Source organism: Staphylococcus lugdunensis (assembly GCF_002901705.1).
GTDB lineage: Bacteria > Bacillota > Bacilli > Staphylococcales > Staphylococcaceae > Staphylococcus > Staphylococcus lugdunensis.
In genome coordinates this window covers 207,872-225,466 of record NZ_PPPV01000012.1, presented here as the reverse complement: position 1 = coordinate 225,466, position 17,595 = coordinate 207,872, and the positions used below count along the sequence as shown (strand labels likewise).

The 17,595-nt window shown below is 33.4% G+C and carries 21 protein-coding genes and 2 other annotated features; of the genes, 2 read left to right on the top strand and 19 right to left on the bottom strand.

Annotated features, from left to right (window positions below):
- Positions 1–114 precede the first annotated feature (114 nt).
- The 14 genes from yajC to CD041_RS01755 form a co-directional block, all read right to left on the bottom strand.
- Positions 115–375: a preprotein translocase subunit YajC gene (gene yajC, locus CD041_RS01815; protein WP_002458927.1), complete on the bottom strand. Its 261-nt coding sequence runs from the start codon at positions 373–375 to the stop codon at positions 115–117.
- A gap of 18 nt (positions 376–393) precedes the next feature.
- On the bottom strand, positions 394–1,533 hold the full coding sequence (gene tgt / locus CD041_RS01810) for a tRNA guanosine(34) transglycosylase Tgt (protein WP_002478080.1): 1,140 nt from the start codon (positions 1,531–1,533) through the stop codon (positions 394–396).
- Between the two features lie 18 nt (positions 1,534–1,551).
- Positions 1,552–2,577, bottom strand: a complete 1,026-nt coding sequence (gene queA, locus CD041_RS01805; RefSeq protein ID WP_002478079.1) for a tRNA preQ1(34) S-adenosylmethionine ribosyltransferase-isomerase QueA — start codon at positions 2,575–2,577, stop codon at positions 1,552–1,554.
- Between the two features lie 2 nt (positions 2,578–2,579).
- Positions 2,580–3,584 carry a Holliday junction branch migration DNA helicase RuvB gene (ruvB, locus tag CD041_RS01800; protein ID WP_002478078.1) on the bottom strand — a complete coding sequence of 335 codons (1,005 nt, stop codon included), beginning with the start codon at positions 3,582–3,584 and terminating at the stop codon, positions 2,580–2,582.
- Positions 3,585–3,622: 38 nt separating this feature from the next.
- Positions 3,623–4,231 carry a Holliday junction branch migration protein RuvA gene (ruvA, locus tag CD041_RS01795; protein ID WP_002492123.1) on the bottom strand — a complete coding sequence of 203 codons (609 nt, stop codon included), beginning with the start codon at positions 4,229–4,231 and terminating at the stop codon, positions 3,623–3,625.
- A 12-nt stretch (positions 4,232–4,243) separates the two neighbouring features.
- Entirely contained in the window at positions 4,244–4,699 is a 456-nt protein-coding gene (locus CD041_RS01790) for an ACT domain-containing protein (RefSeq protein WP_002458922.1), read from the bottom strand.
- A gap of 11 nt (positions 4,700–4,710) precedes the next feature.
- Entirely contained in the window at positions 4,711–6,003 is a 1,293-nt protein-coding gene (gene obgE / locus CD041_RS01785; RefSeq protein ID WP_002478076.1) for a GTPase ObgE, read from the bottom strand.
- Positions 6,004–6,191: 188 nt separating this feature from the next.
- Positions 6,192–6,476 carry a 50S ribosomal protein L27 gene (rpmA, locus tag CD041_RS01780; protein ID WP_002458920.1) on the bottom strand — a complete coding sequence of 95 codons (285 nt, stop codon included), beginning with the start codon at positions 6,474–6,476 and terminating at the stop codon, positions 6,192–6,194.
- Positions 6,477–6,487: 11 nt separating this feature from the next.
- A complete protein-coding gene (locus tag CD041_RS01775) occupies positions 6,488–6,808 on the bottom strand; it encodes a ribosomal-processing cysteine protease Prp (protein ID WP_002458919.1) in 321 nt (106 codons plus the stop codon).
- 5 nt (positions 6,809–6,813) lie between these two features.
- Positions 6,814–7,122 carry a 50S ribosomal protein L21 gene (gene rplU, locus CD041_RS01770; RefSeq protein ID WP_002458918.1) on the bottom strand — a complete coding sequence of 103 codons (309 nt, stop codon included), beginning with the start codon at positions 7,120–7,122 and terminating at the stop codon, positions 6,814–6,816.
- A gap of 13 nt (positions 7,123–7,135) precedes the next feature.
- Positions 7,136–7,219 (bottom strand) — a sequence feature (ribosomal protein L21 leader region).
- Between the two features lie 59 nt (positions 7,220–7,278).
- Complete coding sequence (mreD, locus tag CD041_RS01765) at positions 7,279–7,773, bottom strand: rod shape-determining protein MreD (protein ID WP_002458917.1); 495 nt, start codon at positions 7,771–7,773, stop codon at positions 7,279–7,281.
- On the bottom strand, positions 7,773–8,615 hold the full coding sequence (gene mreC / locus CD041_RS01760; protein WP_037545837.1) for a rod shape-determining protein MreC: 843 nt from the start codon (positions 8,613–8,615) through the stop codon (positions 7,773–7,775). Before mreC ends, mreD begins: the two co-directional genes overlap by 1 nt.
- A 194-nt stretch (positions 8,616–8,809) precedes the next feature.
- Positions 8,810–8,956 carry a hypothetical protein gene (locus CD041_RS12105; protein WP_170121708.1) on the bottom strand — a complete coding sequence of 49 codons (147 nt, stop codon included), beginning with the start codon at positions 8,954–8,956 and terminating at the stop codon, positions 8,810–8,812.
- Between the two features lie 78 nt (positions 8,957–9,034).
- Positions 9,035–9,505, bottom strand: a complete 471-nt coding sequence (locus CD041_RS01755) for a DUF4930 family protein (protein ID WP_070648427.1) — start codon at positions 9,503–9,505, stop codon at positions 9,035–9,037.
- A 166-nt stretch (positions 9,506–9,671) separates the two neighbouring features.
- Here CD041_RS01755 and CD041_RS01750 point away from each other — a divergent pair, with 166 nt between their 5' ends.
- The gene (locus CD041_RS01750) at positions 9,672–9,854 is read left to right on the top strand and encodes a hypothetical protein (RefSeq protein WP_002458913.1); all 183 of its coding nucleotides are present in this window, start codon (positions 9,672–9,674) and stop codon (positions 9,852–9,854) included.
- Between the two features lie 260 nt (positions 9,855–10,114).
- Here the strand turns inward: CD041_RS01750 and radC are convergent, their stop codons facing one another.
- The 4 genes from radC to CD041_RS01730 all read right to left on the bottom strand — a co-directional run bounded on the left by radC (position 10,115) and on the right by CD041_RS01730 (position 15,593).
- The gene (radC, locus tag CD041_RS01745) at positions 10,115–10,792 is read right to left on the bottom strand and encodes a RadC family protein (protein WP_002458912.1); all 678 of its coding nucleotides are present in this window, start codon (positions 10,790–10,792) and stop codon (positions 10,115–10,117) included.
- Positions 10,789–11,499, bottom strand: coding sequence for a prepilin peptidase (locus CD041_RS01740; protein ID WP_002458911.1), 711 nt, complete (start codon positions 11,497–11,499; stop codon positions 10,789–10,791). The genes radC and CD041_RS01740 overlap by 4 nt, the downstream gene beginning before the upstream one ends.
- 173 nt (positions 11,500–11,672) lie before the next feature.
- Positions 11,673–12,950 carry a bifunctional folylpolyglutamate synthase/dihydrofolate synthase gene (locus tag CD041_RS01735; RefSeq protein WP_037540795.1) on the bottom strand — a complete coding sequence of 426 codons (1,278 nt, stop codon included), beginning with the start codon at positions 12,948–12,950 and terminating at the stop codon, positions 11,673–11,675.
- A 12-nt stretch (positions 12,951–12,962) separates the two neighbouring features.
- A complete protein-coding gene (locus CD041_RS01730) occupies positions 12,963–15,593 on the bottom strand; it encodes a valine--tRNA ligase (protein ID WP_080606560.1) in 2,631 nt (876 codons plus the stop codon).
- A 40-nt stretch (positions 15,594–15,633) separates the two neighbouring features.
- Positions 15,634–15,870, bottom strand: a binding site (T-box leader).
- A gap of 56 nt (positions 15,871–15,926) precedes the next feature.
- Between CD041_RS01730 and CD041_RS01725 the strand changes: the two genes are divergently transcribed.
- Positions 15,927–16,487, top strand: coding sequence for a DNA-3-methyladenine glycosylase I (locus CD041_RS01725; protein ID WP_002478070.1), 561 nt, complete (start codon positions 15,927–15,929; stop codon positions 16,485–16,487).
- 178 nt (positions 16,488–16,665) lie between these two features.
- Here the strand turns inward: CD041_RS01725 and CD041_RS01720 are convergent.
- Positions 16,666–17,595, bottom strand: a 930-nt coding sequence (locus CD041_RS01720) for an AbrB family transcriptional regulator (RefSeq protein WP_258027193.1), incomplete at its 5' end; no start/stop codon positions are given.

Here is a 17,595-nt window from a genome sequence, read left to right as displayed (position 1 = left end):
ACCTTATAGACATATATAGACTTATATATATTAACATATTCAACTATAATGTGAAAATTTCTTCTTCATTCATAAAAAAACCAAGAAACACAAATGCTTCTTGGCTCACAGTGATTAAGATGGATCTACTTGTTTAATTGCAGGTTTTTCAAAAGTCATTTCAGTGCCATGACCATTAACAGTGATAACAACTGTTGTTTCATCAACAGCTTTAACTGTTCCTTTCAAACCGCCAATTGTTGTGATTTTTTGACCTGCTTCAACTCTATTAACCATTTCACGGTGCTCTTTAGCACGTTTTTGTTGTGGACGAATAATTAAAAAGTAGAATACAAGTAAAAAAAGTACTGGTATTAAAATTGCTGTTAAATTCATTCTGTACTTACTCCTTATTTAAAAATTTTTAGGGTTTTCAACATTAAGTCCATATTGTTCAAAGAACGCTTCTTTAAAATCTAAAAGTCTATCTTCTCTTATGGCCTGTCTAATATCTTCCATTAATTTTAGCAGAAAATGAAGATTATGAATAGTAGTAAGACGAATACCAAACGTTTCCTCTGCTTTAATTAAATGTCTGATATACGCTCTGGAATAATTTTTACATGTGTAGCAATCACAATTTTCATCTAGTGGACGGAAATCATTAGCAAATTGTGCATTTTTAATTACAAGACGTCCAATTGATGTCATACAAGTGCCATTTCGTGCAATACGTGTAGGTAGTACACAGTCGAACATATCCATGCCTCTTATACTACACTCAATCAAGGCATCTGGTGAGCCTACGCCCATCAAATATCTAGGTTTATCTTTTGGCATAAACTGTTCTGTGTGTTTCACCATATTATACATGACAGGTTTGGGTTCGCCTACAGATAAACCACCAATCGCATATCCAGGAAAATCTAATGCGACAAGTTCTTTAGCGCTTTGTTCACGTAAATCTTTATACTCTCCACCTTGAATAATGCCAAATAATGCTTGATCATCAGGTCGTTTATGTGCTTTTAAACAACGTTCTGCCCACCGAGAAGTTCGTTCAATTGAATCTTTTACGTATTTATATTCTGAAGGCATCGGTGGACATTCATCAAAGGCCATCATAATGTCAGACCCTAAATCATTTTGAATTTCCATGGATTTTTCCGGACTTAAAAAGAGTTTCGAGCCATTCGTATGATGTCGAAACTCAACACCTTCTTCTGAAATCTTACGTAAATTACTTAAACTAAAAACTTGAAAGCCACCTGAATCAGTTAAGATAGGACCATTCCAATTCATGAACTTATGTAAGCCCCCAGCCTGTTTGATAATATCATTTCCAGGTTGTAACCACAAATGATAGGTATTACCTAATATAATTTTAGCTTCTATATCTGTTAATTCTTCAGGACTCATAGTTTTAACTGTCGCCTTTGTCCCCACAGGCATAAACATTGGTGTTTCAAACGAGCCATGTGGCGTGTGAACAATTCCTAAACGCGCGCCAGATTGTTTACAAGTCTTGATATGTTCATATGTTACTGCTGGCATAATTAAACCTCACATTCCTTAAATAATTAACATTGCATCACCAAAACTAAAGAATCGATATTCTAATTCTACAGCTTTACGGTATGCCGTTAAGATAAATTGTCTACTACTAAATGCTGACACAAGCATGACTAATGTTGACTTAGGCAGATGAAAGTTAGTAATAAGTGCGTCAATGGCTTTAAACTCAAAACCAGGATAAATAAATATATCTGTCCATCCACTCGTAGCAATGAATTGTGAATGATCTCGACGAATCGTTTCTAAAGTTCGTGTCGACGTTGTACCTACTGCAATGATTCGATGACCTTGTAACTTTGTATTGTTCAATAACTTTGCTGTATTTTCGGTCATTTGGTAATATTCGCTATGCATCTCATGTTCATTGATATTTTCTACACTCACGGGCCTAAATGTTCCTAAACCAACATGCAGTGTGATAAAAGCTATATTAACACCTTTAGCTTTAATATCTTTCAATAAATTATCAGTGAAATGTAGTCCAGCAGTGGGCGCAGCGGCTGAACCATTCTCTTTAGCATAAACAGTTTGATATCGATCTGGATCGTCTAAACGCGCTTTTATATATGGTGGTAAAGGCATTTCACCTAACTCGTCTAGCCTTTCCTGCAATATTCCTTCATAATGCAATCGCATGATTCTGCCACCTTGGTCTAATTCTTTAATACATTCTGCTATTATTTTCCCTTCACCAAACGACAGTTGGTTACCTACTTTGATTCTTTTGGCTGGTTTAAGTAAAACTTCCCAATCGTTATTTTCGATTTGAGTTAGCATTAACATTTCTACTTTAGCACCCGTCTCTTCTTTAACTCCGAATAAACGTGCAGGCATCACGCGTGTATCATTCAGAACTAAAGTATCTCCAGGATTCAAATAATTAATGACATCTTTAAAATGTTGGTGTTTCATATCGCCTGTTTCTTTATTTAATACTAATAGGCGACTTTGATCTCTATTTTTTAAAGGTGTTTGTGCAATTAAAGATTCTGGTAAATGATAGTCAAAATCCTCAATATTCAAATTTACTCCCTCTTCTCTTTCGATTTCATAAAGTGTTCATAAGCAAATGCAGTTGCTTTACGACCTCTAGGGGTACGTTCGATAAATCCTTTCTGAATTAAAAAAGGTTCATAGACGTCTTCAATCGTTACTCTTTCTTCTCCAATAGATACGGCAATAGTATCTAAGCCAACTGGTCCACCTTGATACTGGTTAATGATGCAATTCATCATTTTATGATCAATATAATCTAAACCTTGCTCATCAACTTGTAGCAACTTTAAAGCTTTCTTAGTCGTTTCTATATATATTTGATCATCACCATTAACTTGCTGAAAATCTCTAACTCGCTTCAATAGACGATTTGCTACTCTTGGTGTACCTCTAGAACGTTTAGCTAATTCAACTGCACTTTCATCATCAATAGAAGTACCTAAAACATCTGCTGTACGAATAATTATTTCTTTTAATTCGTGTTCATTATAGTATTCTAAACGCAAATGCACGCCAAAACGGTCTCTTAAAGGTCCTGTTAAACTACCGGCTCTTGTCGTTGCACCTATTAATGTAAACGGAGGTAAATCAATACGAATGCTTCGTGCTTCATCACCTTTACCAATGATGATATCTAGGAAAAAATCTTCCATTGCTGGATATAAAACTTCTTCAACTACACTACTCAGACGGTGAATTTCATCTATAAATAAGACATCCCCAGGTTGTAATCCAGATAAAATTGCAGCTAAATCTCCAGGTCGCTCGAGAGAAGGACCAGATACAGTTCTAATATTAACTTCCATCTCATTTGCAATAATATTTGATAATGTTGTCTTACCAAGACCAGGGGGACCGAACAATAATACATGGTCTAAAGGTTCTTCTCTTAATTTTGCGGCTTGAATAAATACTTCTAAGTTACTTTTAATCGTTGTTTGACCTATATATTGCTTTAAATATGTTGGTCTTAATGAATATTCAAATGCAGAATCTTCTTGGTGAAATGATTGGTCAACCATTCTATCGTCCACAGTTTGACCCCCTTTCTTTTAGAAATTATTATTAAACATTAGGAAATTAAGGATTGTAAACCTATCTTAACCGCTTCATCAACTGACGTTACTACTTGCTGTTGTAGCGTTTTTTCGACTTTTGAAATTTCACGCTTTGAATAACCTAAAGCTTCTAACGCTAATAAGGCTTCCGCAATATAATTATCTTTCTGAGAGGTACTAGATATATCATCTATATGGATTGAATCATTAGATGATGCTTCTGTATAATTAACTTTTCCTTTTAAATCAAGTATGATTTGACGCGCAGTTTTCTTTCCAATACCAGGAAATTTAGTTAGATATGCGTCATTTTCATCCTCAATTGCACGTTTAACCTCATTAGGTGTGCTCGTAGCCAAGATAGCTAATGCTGATTTAGGTCCAATGCCTGTAACTTTAATCAGATTTAGAAACATTTCCTTTTCTTCTTCATTAATAAAACCATAAAGTAACTGAGCATCCTCTCTAACAATCAGTGATGTGTAAATCGTTACTGCTTGATTATAAAATTGTTGGAACCGATATGAATTTGGTGTTTGTATTTCATAACCGATACCTTGTGTTTCAACCACTACATGGGTTGGGAATAGCTGAGTTAATTGCCCTTTAATATATGCGTACATCATCTACCATCCTTACATGCTCATACTGATTAAATCTACTTTAAATACATGGTCAATTGACCGCAACGCTAGAATCACTTCGTCTATTGTAAGTTCTGTATATTGTGCATTAAGTGACAATGTGATAGTCGCTTCTTCATTAATAGGCACGCTTTGATGGATTGTTAAAACAGATAACTGTAGTTGAGAAATTGTGTGAAGTACCGTTGCTAGAGTACCTACCACATCATTAACATAGAGTATTAACGTGAATTCTCTATGTTCTAGCATTTTTTCATCAACAGGAAAAATGGTATCTCTGTATTTATAAAAAGCACTGCGTGACAAATCAAAACGTTGTACAGCATCATAAATGGACAGCTTAGAATTTTCTTTTAAAGCATCTTTAATCTTCAAAGTTTTAATGACAGATTCAGGAAGTACATCCTCTCGTATTAAATAAAACTTATGGTATTCTTTCTTGTCCATTTAACTGCCTCCTATTCTATAAATTCAAATTCTCCGCCTAGAATTCTTACTATATCACCATTAGCGCATCCACGTGCTCTTAATGCATCATCAATACCCATTGAACGCATTTGACGAGCAAAACGACGTACAGCTGGATCACTGTTGAAATCTGTCATTTTGAACATTCTTTCAATAGCATTTCCACTTACAACATAAGCGCCATCATCGTCTCTAGAAATCGTAAATTTATCTTGAGATGGCGTATGTTTATATAATACTCGATTTACACCAATCTCTTCATCTTTTTCGACTGAGAAGTCTATATCTTTAACTTCTTCTAATTTATCTGCAATAGCATAAAGTAAAGTATCAATATTATCTCTAGTAATAGTAGACACTGGTATTACCATGATATCAGCAGCTATACTATCCTCAAATTTCTGTAAATTGTCTTGCGCGCCTGGAACATCCATTTTATTAGCAACAATAATTTGGGGCCGTTCTTCTAAACGTTGTTGATAATTGATTAATTCTTGATTGATGACGTGATAATCATTAAAAGGATCTCTACCTTCTGAACCACTCATATCTATCATATGCACAATAACTTTCGTTCGCTCAACATGACGTAAAAATTGATGTCCTAATCCTACTCCATCGGATGCACCTTCAATCAAACCAGGTAAATCTGCCATAACAAAACTTCGTTGATCAGGCGTTGATACCACACCTAAGTTTGGCTTGATAGTTGTAAAGTGATATGCCCCAATTTTGGGCTTCGCTTTAGATACGATCGATAATAATGTTGATTTACCCACACTTGGAAATCCAACCAATCCCACATCGGCTAATAACTTTAACTCTAGAGTGACATCTAACTCTTCACCTGGCTCACCATTTTCACTAAAATCAGGTGCAGGGTTTCTAGGTGTAGCGAATCTAGAATTTCCTCGACCTCCGCGTCCACCATGAGCTACTACTGCACGCTGACCATCTTCCACAAGGTCGGCTAACACTTCTTCAGTTTCTACATTTTTGATAATCGTTCCAGGTGGTACTTTTAGAATTAAATCTTCAGCATTACGCCCATGCATATTACTGCTTTGTCCATTTTCTCCTTTTTTAGCTTTAAAATGACGTTGGTATCTAAAATCTAGTAAAGTTCTTAATCCTTCATCTACTTCAAAAATAACAGAAGCGCCTTTACCACCATCACCACCTGCTGGTCCTCCAAATGGTACATATTTCTCTCTACGATAAGCAGTGATTCCATTACCACCATCACCTGCTTTAAGAGATATTTTTACTTGATCGACAAACATATATCTCACCTCTTTTACATGTAATCATTATCTTGAATTATATCATTAACTATATTGCTAATAAATCATAAGTGTTATAATTTACAATCAACTTCTTTGTAGTAGAAGTTTACTTTAATGGGCGATTTATTATGATTTACGCAAAAATAAAACACCAGAAGTATGTACTTCTGGTGTTCCTTTGACAATTATTCAGCAACTGCATAAACAGAAACTTGTTTTTTGTCACGACCTTTACGTTCAAAACGAACAACGCCGTCGATTTTAGCGAATAATGTATCATCGCCACCACGACCTACATTTTCACCAGGATAGATTTTAGTACCACGTTGACGGAATAGAATAGAGCCACCTGTTACAAATTGACCATCCGCACGTTTAGCACCTAATCTTTTAGATTCAGAGTCTCGTCCGTTTTTTGTAGAACTTACCCCTTTTTTAGATGCGAAGAATTGTAAGTTTAATTTCAACATCGGGATACACCTCACTTATAATTTAATCTGATATTTTCATTATATTCGTCTTCAATCGTTTGTAAAGAAACTAACATTGCTTGAAGAATCAGTTGCGCGTCATCATTATCAAGATTCACACTTCTAATATGGAAATGACCACCGTCATCATCATAATCGATATCTGGCTTCTCTGAAGTCAAACCCATAATAGCATTTACGCTGCCAAACAGAACTGCTGAGGCACCAGCACATACGATATCATGACCATAATCGCCATAATCAGCATGACCATCCATGATAACATCAGTTACCTTGCCTTCATCATTTACTGTAATATCAACAGTTATCATATTAATTAAGCGTTGATTTTATCAACAGTTAATTTAGTATATGGTTGACGATGGCCTTTTTTACGTTTTGAGTCTTTACGACGTTTATAAGTGAATACTGTGATTTTTTTACCACGGCCTTGTTTATTAACTGTAGCAGATACTGTTGCACCTTCAACTGTTGGCGCACCAACTTTTACAGAATCTCCACCTACAAATAATACTTTATCAAAAGTAAAAGTTTCGCCTTCTGCTACGTCTAATTTTTCAACGTAGATTTCTTGACCTTCTTCAACTTTGATTTGTTTTCCACCTGTTTCAATAATAGCAAACATACTTTGCACCTCCTATATTTATAAGTCACGCCATACATAGGTGACTATTGCAAATTGAATAGTACTTAAACCCATATTTGAGCGGTTGTATGTAGCTATAAAACTACTCAACTACTGCATCTTACCATTAGTACCTTGTACTGTCAATCTTTGAAATTAATTTTTGAGATATTTATAGCAAATTGGGAACATAATAATTAATAGTATTAAATTGAGAATAAATGTAGGTAATAATCTCAATAAGATAAAATCCCATATGTCAAACTCAATAAAACCTACTGCACCATATATCAGTGCTGCATACATTTGAAATACTAATGTTGCACATATGATGACGAAGAAAATCATGATGTAATCACGATAAAATACTTTGAAAAATTTATCAATAATAAAAATAAGTAGAATATACCCAAACATATAAATACCATACAGACTTCCAATATAAATATCGGTCATTATTCCCAAAAACGTACCTAAAATTAAAGAAATCCCAAAATTTCTATAGACTGTCAGCATTAGCAAATACATTAAAGTTAGTTGTGGCACGAATTTAACAGCGTGATTGCCTATATTAAATGGTATGATTAGTCCTATTGTAATGTCGATATAAAAAAGCACAATTCCAAAGAACAGATATAAAAATGATCGCATTATTCATCCCTGCTTTCATCATCGGGAAGCGTTTTTGGATCTCTTTTCGCAATATAAACGTGATTTAAATCTCCTAAATCTGCTGCTGTTTTAACTCTCAATTCTTTTGCTAGACCATATTGGTCATTTTCAACTTGCGTCACTTCTCCGACATATAAATTACTTGGTAGTTGATCACCTAATCCGCTTGTAACCACCTTGTCTCCTGCAGAAATTTTGTTTTTATTATTGACTTCACTAATTATTAGTTCTTGTTTCTTACTATCATAACGATCAATTAATCCAAACACTTTCTTATCACCATGTTGAATATTAACCGAAAGTTTACCAGTTCGTGCGTTTGTCGAGATTAAATCAACCTGTGCAGAAAATTGATTTACCTTCGTAACTCTTCCAACAAGACCTTGTGATGTCATCACTGCCATATTATTTTGTATGCCAGATTTAGCACCTTTATCTATGATGACTGTGTTCATCCATTGATCTGGGTTACGCGCAATCACAGTGCTTGAAATTGGCTCATACTTTGAAATATCTTTGATATTTAGTTCTTTTTTGTATTTCTTATTATCTGCTTTTAACTGTTCATTTTCAGCTTCTAATTGCTTTATTTTAGCTTTATTATCTTTTGAATCTCCAGAATTGAAAAAATTCCCGATCTCTCCAGCGACAAAATTGACAGGATAACTAATGATTCTTTGACCAGTAGATACTGTATCCCCTATAAATTGTTCAGGAGGCGATTGAGTTGAAGACCGAATAGATAAACCTATAAGCGCAATAAAAACAATGATAGCGCAAAAAACAACAATCAGCTTGTTATTTTTAAAAAACTTTAGCACCCGGAACACCTCTATTAAACTTCATTATCCTTTTCTATTTTATATTACTCTAGTCTTTAAATAAAGCACTAACTTTTATTAGATAATAAAAGTGATCTTCAGATGAATAGTATCAATAAAAAACTGCTGATGATTAAATCACCAACAGCACTTCTATCAATATTTTCATTGGAAATTGCTATACTTTTGATTGATTATTTTTCTTCTTTAGTTGCGTTCTTTTCATCTTCTTTATATAGTGTTTCTTCTTTTCGCCACTTTGCAAAAAGATTTTGGGCCTTTGCTTGTTCATTAGCTTGTTTGGCTTTAGCTTGTTTGGCTTTAGATTGTTGTTGTGTCATAAAATCACCAATCCTTTTTATTTACTATACTTCAAGGCTAACGTATTTATAGTATGATTTCAAATGAGAGTGATAAAGTTAATATGCGTCTAATTCTTTAAGTGGAATATGTTGTTTAAGCCTTATCAATTCTTGTTCCATCTCAATTTCAGTATTAAATACCTTTATCTTATCTGACCCTAATTTATAAATTATGAAATGATCATCACGTTGGCCTGCTATATAATCATCGTTATAACCCATTCGCCTTAAACCAGATACAGCCATAAATTCTTGTTTATCTATGATTTTAAAAACATTTTTTATCTGACTTTTAGGTATGTTTTGAATTAAATCATTATCTTCAATTGTATATGGTTCGTTTTGTTGATTGTATTGTGTCTCGGGAACTGAATTTAAATTATTAATGTCTGATGTTTCAGATATTGAACTAACCGGGTTCCATTCTTGATCTCGTAAAAAAGGTGCGTATCTAAGGGCGATATATACAATCATCATGATGATAACTATGGCAATAATGTTTTTTATAGTACTCAGAATGAAATGCATACAGTTTCCCCTTCCTAGTGATCATTTAGAGTATTATAATAGAATTAGGATATCGATGCATCAGTCTTAAGTACGAGTCAAGCTTTAATCTTAGGACTGATGCGTATTATTAAATTTAAGAATATAATATGACGTAGTAAACGAATATTAGAAAGGATGACCGCTAATGAGTATTCTCACTATTATCTTGATTGTTTTATTAGCGATTTTATTATTTAGAGTGGGATTTTCAATATTGAGATTTTTAATATCAGCGGCGCTTGTAGTTCTTTGCCTTTACCTTGCATACCAAGGTATTTTATGGGTTTATGAAAATTATCAAGGCTTGACTGGATATTTCCATTTTTAATATAAAAATTAGAGGTAACGCACCTGCAAGTTGTTAACTATATAATTTCACAAGGTTTGATAGATTTAACTTTGAGCAACATTTCTTAATGTAAATATACAAGTTGTCATATTATGTTTGCACGCTTCAATTTGATTGTCATTTAGTCACGATTTAGCATGGCATACTAGCATATTGTTAGTATGCTTGTTTTAGTTTTTAGAGCACAAATCATGCATATCACTTTCTTCAATTAATCAATTGCGAAAATGCTTTACATATTATTCTATATATCCTTCATCACATAAACTAGTAAATTTATTATTACCAATGATAATATGATCTAGTAAAGATATTCCTAAAATATCTCCACATTCTTTTAAACGTATTGTAGTTGCAATATCTTCCGATGATGGTGTTACATCTCCAGATGGATGATTATGAACGACAATTAATGAATTAGATGTATAACGCAACGCTGCCGCAAATATTTCACGTGGATGTATAATGGTTGAATTTAATGTGCCAACAAAAATTGTATGTTCTTTAATAACGATATTCTTTGTATCTAAAAATAATGCTACAAAGTGTTCTTGTTCTAAGTCTTTGAGTTTAGATGTCATTAGATTTGCCACATCTTCAGGAGATTTAATCTTAACCTTCTCACTTAAATGTGTCGCATTCATCCTTTCTCCTAGTTCAAATGCGGCTTTTAATATAACTGCCTTATGTAAGCCAATCCCTTTAATTTGAGTTAATTGATGAATGGTCATACATTTTAATTCTTTTAGTTGATGTTTTCCAAACATAATTTCATTGGCAATCTCAATACTCGAACTGCCTTTGCGTCCTGTGTTAATTAAAATTGCTAATAATTCTGTGTTAGATAAGCTTTTCTCTCCATAATGTAGTAGACGTTCGCGAGGTTTTTCAGAAGTAACCATATCTTTAATTTTCATAACATCATTCCTTCAACGTAAAACTTAAGCATTTTAAAACAAAATGCATTTAAAATAAACGAGATAAAAATAAATGGAATAAGCGGTATTTGCATTCTTTTCGTCTTATATTTAACAATTAAAAAAAGACTATATAGCGTAGCTAATAATAATGTGATAAATATAAAGTAAAGCATAAACGATTGTGGGAAAATAAGTGATAAAAATGAAATTAAAATTATATCGCCATAACCAAGCGAGTTATGAATAAATAAATAAATTGCATGACTTACTAAAGTATAAATAATAAAGTTAATGAGATAAAAGTGGGAAATAAACAATAGACATATAACAAATAAAGCGAAAAATTGTAAATTTAAGTATTTAGTTTCTATATCATAAATTGCCATAACTAGGAGAAACAAGAAGACGAACGAAAAAATCGTTGGATTTATGTCAATGTCCCAAATTAAGCTCATAGTAGGAATAATAAAAGCAATTAGCTCTCCTATAAGATAATACTTATTTAATTTGTGATGACAACAAAGCGCTCGTCCTTTTAAAAATAAAAAACTAACTATTGGTAATAAGGAATACCACGGTAATTTTTGGTGACAATAATCACAAGTTGAACGTGCTTTTAAAATACAAAATGATATACGTTCGACACCATTCAATTGATATAAATAACTAAAAAGAACACTGTATAAATAGCATATGATAACCACATATCAACCTCCTTACAAAAATTATAAGGAGCTCCGTTCCAATTGTAAATATTATAAGCAATATTAAAAGATAAATATTTTACAACTATTTATTTAATGAAATTAAACATAAAAAAAGCAGCAGATTTAAAATATCTGCCGCTTAAATATCAAGCATACTTTGCATCTATTCATTATTTGTCAATTTCAACAAACTCTACATTATCTTTTACTTCGCTTATAAAATATAAACTTCCGGTGATTAATAATCCTTTTCCAGAATAATTGTTTATAAATGAATGATAATCTTGAATATACTCAACAGTTATATCTTGAATCAAATCTTTAAACTCATCTGCTGTTATTGCTTTTGGAAAATCAAACTCAGTAAAATAAAAGACATCAGCAATTTCTTTTAACTTATTCATCATACTGGCAATTGGTTTACCCTTAATTGCCGAGAACAAAATATCCATCTTTTCTTTATTATAATAAGTTTTAACAGTTTCGATAAGTGCCTCAATACTCTCATTATTATGTGCACCATCAATAATCATCAATGGTTCTTCTTTAACCTGTTCTATTCTTCCAGTCCAAGTCACTGATTCAATCGCATCAATCATTTTGTTGAAGTCTAACTCAATAAGACCTGCTTCATTTAACTCAATTAACGCTGTAATTGCTAGTGCTGCATTTTCTTTTTGATGTTCTCCAAGCATGTTTAAGATAATCGTCTCTAATTCATACGATTTATAGCGATACGTAAACTCATCATCTTCAGACACAATAATGATTTCACGTTCTAATTCAATGGGCTTTGCATTCTCACTAACTGCAAGGTCACGTATATATTTTAATGCTTCATCATTTTTCACAGCATAAATGACTGGGATGTTGGGTTTAATAATAGCACCTTTATCTTTGGCAATATCTAAATACGTATTACCTAAAATATCGGTATGATCTAATCCAATACTAGTTAATATCGATATAATGGGATTAAAGACGTTCGTAGAATCATTTTTAATACCCAAACCTGCTTCAATAACTACAAAATCCACAGGATGTATTTCACCAAAGTATAGAAACATCATCGTCGTAATTATTTCAAACTCAGTTGCAACGCCTAAATCAGTATCTCTATCCATTGCTTCACTAATTGGTTTAACGCGTTCTACTAAAGCGACAATTTCATCGTCTGAAATTGGTACGCCATTTAGACTGATACGCTCATTAAATGATTCTATAAATGGTGATGTAAATGTACCGACTTCATAACCATTACTGGCTAAGGCAGAACGAAGATACGCTACTGTTGAACCTTTGCCATTTGTACCACCAACATGAATACCTCTTATATTATGCTGAGGATTATTAAATTGTGCAAGCATCCATTCCATACGTTTGACGCCAGGTTTGATACCAAATTTAGTACGTTCATGTATCCAATACAAGCTGTCTAGGTAATTCATCATCTAATACTCCTATGCTTTTAATTGTTCAATTCTTGCTTTAACACCATCATATTTTTCTTGGTAACGTTCCTTTTTATCTCGTTCTTCATTAATTACTTTTTCAGGTGCTTTTTTAACGAAGTTGTCATTTGCTAATTTTTTATCAACGCGATCTAGTTCGCTTTGAAGCTTTTCTAACTCTTTAGTTAACCGAGCAATTTCTTTATCCATATCGATAAGCCCTTCTAATGGTAAAACAACTTTACCAGCTACAACAACTGATGTCATTGCTTTTTCAGGAATTGTGATATCAGTATCAATAATTAGTTCGCTCGGGTGGCAGAATTTATCAATATAGTCCGCATTCTCAATTAATGTCGCTTTAACGTCTTCATCTTTGGCTTGAATAAAAATTGGAATGGCTTTAGATAAAGGTGTATTAACTTCAACTCGAGATTGTCTAACTGATTTGATTATTTCCACTAATTGTTGCATCGTTTGTTTACTATCTTTAAAGCTGAATTCTTCTTTAACTGTTGGCCAAGCAGCTTTGACAATGGTATCACCTTCGTGAGGTAAACTTTGCCAAATTTCTTCAGTCACAAATGGCATAAACGGATGTAACATACGCATCATTTGATCAAGCGTATAACTTAATACAGAACGTGTTGTTTGTTTTTGCGCTTCGTCTGCACCATTCATTGGTATCTTACTCATTTCTATATACCAATCACAGAATTCATCCCAAATAAAGTTATATAATACGCGACCTACTTCACCGAATTCATATTTGTCACTTAAATCAGTCACCGTTTCTATCGTTTCATTTAAACGCGTTAAAATCCATTTATCAGCTAGTGATAAGTTGCCAGATAAATCAATATCTTCTACAGCAAAATCTTCACCAATATTCATTAAGCTAAACCGTGCACCATTCCAAATTTTATTGATAAAGTTCCATACAGATTCAACTTTTTCAGTAGAATATCTTAAATCATGACCTGGAGATGAACCCGTCGCTAAGAAATAACGTAAGCTATCTGCGCCATATTCTTCGATTACATCCATCGGGTCAACACCATTGTCAAGTGATTTACTCATTTTACGACCATCTTCGGCGCGCACCAATCCATGTAATAATACATCTTGGAAAGGTCGTTGTTCGGTAAACTCTAAACCTTGGAAAATCATTCGAGCCACCCAGAAGAAAATAATGTCATATCCGGTAATCAATGCATTAGTTGGATAATAACGTTTAAAATCATCTGCACTTTCGTTAGGCCAGCCTAATGTTGAGAAAGGCCATAAGGCACTAGAAAACCATGTATCTAGAACGTCTTCATCTTGTTCCCAGTTTTCTATATCTTTTGGCGCTTGTTCAGCAACATAAATTTCACCTGTTTCCTTATGATACCAAGCTGGGATTTGATGACCCCACCATAATTGTCTAGAAATTGTCCAATCTCTAATTTCTTCCATCCATCGATTAAATGTATTCTCAAATCGTGGTGGATAGAAATCAATGCGATCTGTTGTTTTTTGATTGTCTAACGCGCGCTGTGCTAATGGTTTCATTTTTACAAACCATTGTGTGGATAAATATGGTTCAACAATTGCACCGGAGCGTTCTGAATGACCTACCGAATGCATATGATCTTCAATTTTAATTACTAAATCTAATGCTTTTAAATCTTCTACAAGTTGTTTACGACATTCAAAACGATCTAATCCTTGGTATTTTCCTGCTTGGTCATTCATGGCACCTGTTTCATCCATCACAATAATACTATCTAAGTGATGACGTTGACCAATTTCAAAGTCATTTGGATCGTGAGCCGGAGTAACTTTCATAGCACCACTTCCAAATTCAGTATCAACATATTCATCTGCTAAAATTGGCAATTCTCGACCAACAATAGGCAAGATAACAGTTTTACCTATAACATCTTTATAACGTTCATCATTAGGGTTTACAACAATCGCAGTATCCCCTAACATCGTTTCCGGCCGGGTTGTAGCAATTTCAATGTAACCATCCCCATCAGCATAAGGATATTTAAAATGATAAAAATGCCCTTGAACATCTTCATGTATGACCTCTATATCTGATAATGCTGTACGTGCTTTAGGATCCCAATTTATAATACGTTCTCCACGATATATGATACCTTTATTATATAAATCAACGAAAACTTTTTTAACAGCTTGACTTAATCCTTCATCTAGGGTAAAACGTTCACGACTATAATCTAAACCTAGTCCTAATTTAGCCCATTGTTGTCGTATAAATGAGGCATACTCTTCTTTCCATTCCCAAGCTTGTTCTAAAAATTTTTCTCTTCCAATATCATGTCTAGAGATGCCTTGTTCATTAAGTTTCGCTTCAACTTTAGCTTGTGTAGCTATACCAGCGTGATCCATGCCAGGTAGATATAACGTATCATAACCTTGCATACGTTTCATACGTGTAATGATATCTTGTAAGGTTGTATCCCAAGCATGTCCCAAGTGTAATTTCCCAGTTACATTTGGTGGTGGAATAACAATCGTATATGGTTTTTTTGACTTATCCGTAGATGTATTAAAATATCCGCTATTGACCCATTCATCATATCTACCTGATTCTACTTCTCGCGGATTATATTTAGGTTCCATTTTCATCAATAATGACCTCCTTGAAATAAAAAAACCGTCCTAATATATATAGGACGGAATTTCCGTGGTACCACCTAAATTCAAGAAAAAAGTTCTATAAAATCAAACTTAATTCTTGCACTTAATTATGATTAACGCTCAAACACGCTTTTATCTACTTAATATTACTGTTCAATAAAAGATCTAGTGGGCTACCTTCAGTAAGAACGCTATGCATATTCTCACCAACCATATGCTCTCTGAATTACCATTCATACTTACTCTTCCCAAACATATATTTTGCTTCTTAATTATAGTATAATGGAAATCGCTATAAGTCAATCTCTTGGAGGTATATTTATGAATGAGTGCGCATTTAGCACGAAAGATCCTATTTATTTAGATTATCATGATAACGTATGGGGAAAACCTTTATATGATAGTAAAGCCTTGTTCAAGCTCCTGGCACTAGAATCTCAACATGCCGGACTTTCCTGGTTAACTATTTTAAAAAAGAAAGACGCATACAGTGAAGCATTTCATAATTTTGAGCCTCAAAGAGTAGCACAAATGACTGAAAGCGATATTGATAAGCTAATGAGCTTTCCCAATATTGTTCATAATCGCAAAAAATTAGAAGCAATCATTTCACAGGCTAAAGGATATTTAGACATTGAAAAAGAATTTGGTAGTTTTAGTCAGTTTCTATGGTCATACGTTGGCGGTCACCCCATTGACTTACATTATAAGCATGCTTCTGACAGAATAACTGTAGATGAACGAGCAACACAGCTTTCAAAAGATTTAAAGTCATATGGTTTCAAATTCTTGGGACCTGTTACTGTGTTTTCATTCCTTGAAGCATCAGGGATGTATGATGCTCATTTAAAAGATTGTCCACATAAACCTGTTCATAAATGACGATAACAATCTAGTACAATAATGTTATAGATTTTATTCATAAGACAACTTGGGCTGACTGGATAGCAACCTATGAAAACTCAGATATACCATACGAAGTATTGATAATAAAAGAAGCACAAAGATGATTTATGTCAAAACATCTCTGTGCTATTATTTTGGAATTTATGCCCCACTCTTATTTCTTGTCATATCTTTTCAAACTCAATTTCAATAAGTAACTAATAATCGGTGCAACTATGAATAAAATAAAGAAGATTCTAAAGATATGAAAACTTGAAATCATTGCTACATCGGCACCTGTAGCTATAGCCACAATAACAATTTGACTCATACCTCCAGGCGCACCACCTAAGAATAATTCATTTATAGAATCATTGGTAAATAAATGAACGAAATAAACCATGATAAAAGCACTGATAATTAATAATACATTCTGATAAATGATTGCAATCGCAATACGACCTTTCAAATCACCAAGTAATTGAGCTATTTGCAATCCGATTCTTATCATGTATATAACTTGAGCTGATGCCAAAATATAATTATCTAAGGTAAATGTGATATGCGTAACTAAATTCCAACTAATCAATACCAGGATAGGTGCTAATAACTGTTTAGTAGGAAAGTTGATTTTTGCCATTATAAAATAAACAAGTGCAATTGCCATGATTATCAATATAATCTCTGGAAAATGGAGTACCTGCGTTAATGGTTTTGCATGACTTATACTTTGCGTAGCTGTTTGATCGCTACTAAATAAATAAGAAATAAGCGGCACAAGAATGACAACGAAAATAACACGTGAAGTTTGTGTCAAACTCACAACAAGTATATTAGCCCTCTTATTCTCTTCTGCCATAATGAGCATTTGACTAAGTGCTCCAGGAATTACACTTAATATTGCAGTTTCAGTATTCACACGTGCTATCTTTTTAAAAAAGTATGCGATAATTAAAGATAATGCGATGAGTAATACAGTAACAATGATAATTGTTGTCCAGTCATCTTTAATATCATTAATAACTTCTGTTGTGAATGTCGATCCTATTTGAACACCCAATAAAATCAGCCCGACTTGGCTAAACCAGAATGGCCACTTTATATT

What these genes read in the sequence shown, in the direction of transcription:
- yajC (WP_002458927.1), bottom strand. Translation starts at nt 375, where the DNA reads ATGAATTTAACAGCAATTTTAATACCAGTACTTTTTTTACTTGTATTC.
- tgt (WP_002478080.1), bottom strand. Translation starts at nt 1,533, where the DNA reads ATGCCAGCAGTAACATATGAACATATCAAGACTTGTAAACAATCTGGC.
- ruvA (WP_002492123.1), bottom strand. Translation starts at nt 4,231, where the DNA reads ATGTACGCATATATTAAAGGGCAATTAACTCAGCTATTCCCAACCCAT.
- CD041_RS01790 (WP_002458922.1), bottom strand. Translation starts at nt 4,699, where the DNA reads ATGGACAAGAAAGAATACCATAAGTTTTATTTAATACGAGAGGATGTA.
- obgE (WP_002478076.1), bottom strand. Translation starts at nt 6,003, where the DNA reads ATGTTTGTCGATCAAGTAAAAATATCTCTTAAAGCAGGTGATGGTGGT.
- rpmA (WP_002458920.1), bottom strand. Translation starts at nt 6,476, where the DNA reads ATGTTGAAATTAAACTTACAATTCTTCGCATCTAAAAAAGGGGTAAGT.
- CD041_RS01775 (WP_002458919.1), bottom strand. Translation starts at nt 6,808, where the DNA reads ATGATAACTGTTGATATTACAGTAAATGATGAAGGCAAGGTAACTGAT.
- rplU (WP_002458918.1), bottom strand. Translation starts at nt 7,122, where the DNA reads ATGTTTGCTATTATTGAAACAGGTGGAAAACAAATCAAAGTTGAAGAA.
- mreD (WP_002458917.1), bottom strand. Translation starts at nt 7,773, where the DNA reads ATGCGATCATTTTTATATCTGTTCTTTGGAATTGTGCTTTTTTATATC.
- CD041_RS12105 (WP_170121708.1), bottom strand. Translation starts at nt 8,956, where the DNA reads ATGACACAACAACAATCTAAAGCCAAACAAGCTAAAGCCAAACAAGCT.
- CD041_RS01755 (WP_070648427.1), bottom strand. Translation starts at nt 9,505, where the DNA reads ATGCATTTCATTCTGAGTACTATAAAAAACATTATTGCCATAGTTATC.
- CD041_RS01750 (WP_002458913.1), top strand. Translation starts at nt 9,672, where the DNA reads ATGAGTATTCTCACTATTATCTTGATTGTTTTATTAGCGATTTTATTA.
- radC (WP_002458912.1), bottom strand. Translation starts at nt 10,792, where the DNA reads ATGAAAATTAAAGATATGGTTACTTCTGAAAAACCTCGCGAACGTCTA.
- CD041_RS01735 (WP_037540795.1), bottom strand. Translation starts at nt 12,950, where the DNA reads ATGAATTACCTAGACAGCTTGTATTGGATACATGAACGTACTAAATTT.
- CD041_RS01730 (WP_080606560.1), bottom strand. Translation starts at nt 15,593, where the DNA reads ATGAAAATGGAACCTAAATATAATCCGCGAGAAGTAGAATCAGGTAGA.
- CD041_RS01725 (WP_002478070.1), top strand. Translation starts at nt 15,927, where the DNA reads ATGAATGAGTGCGCATTTAGCACGAAAGATCCTATTTATTTAGATTAT.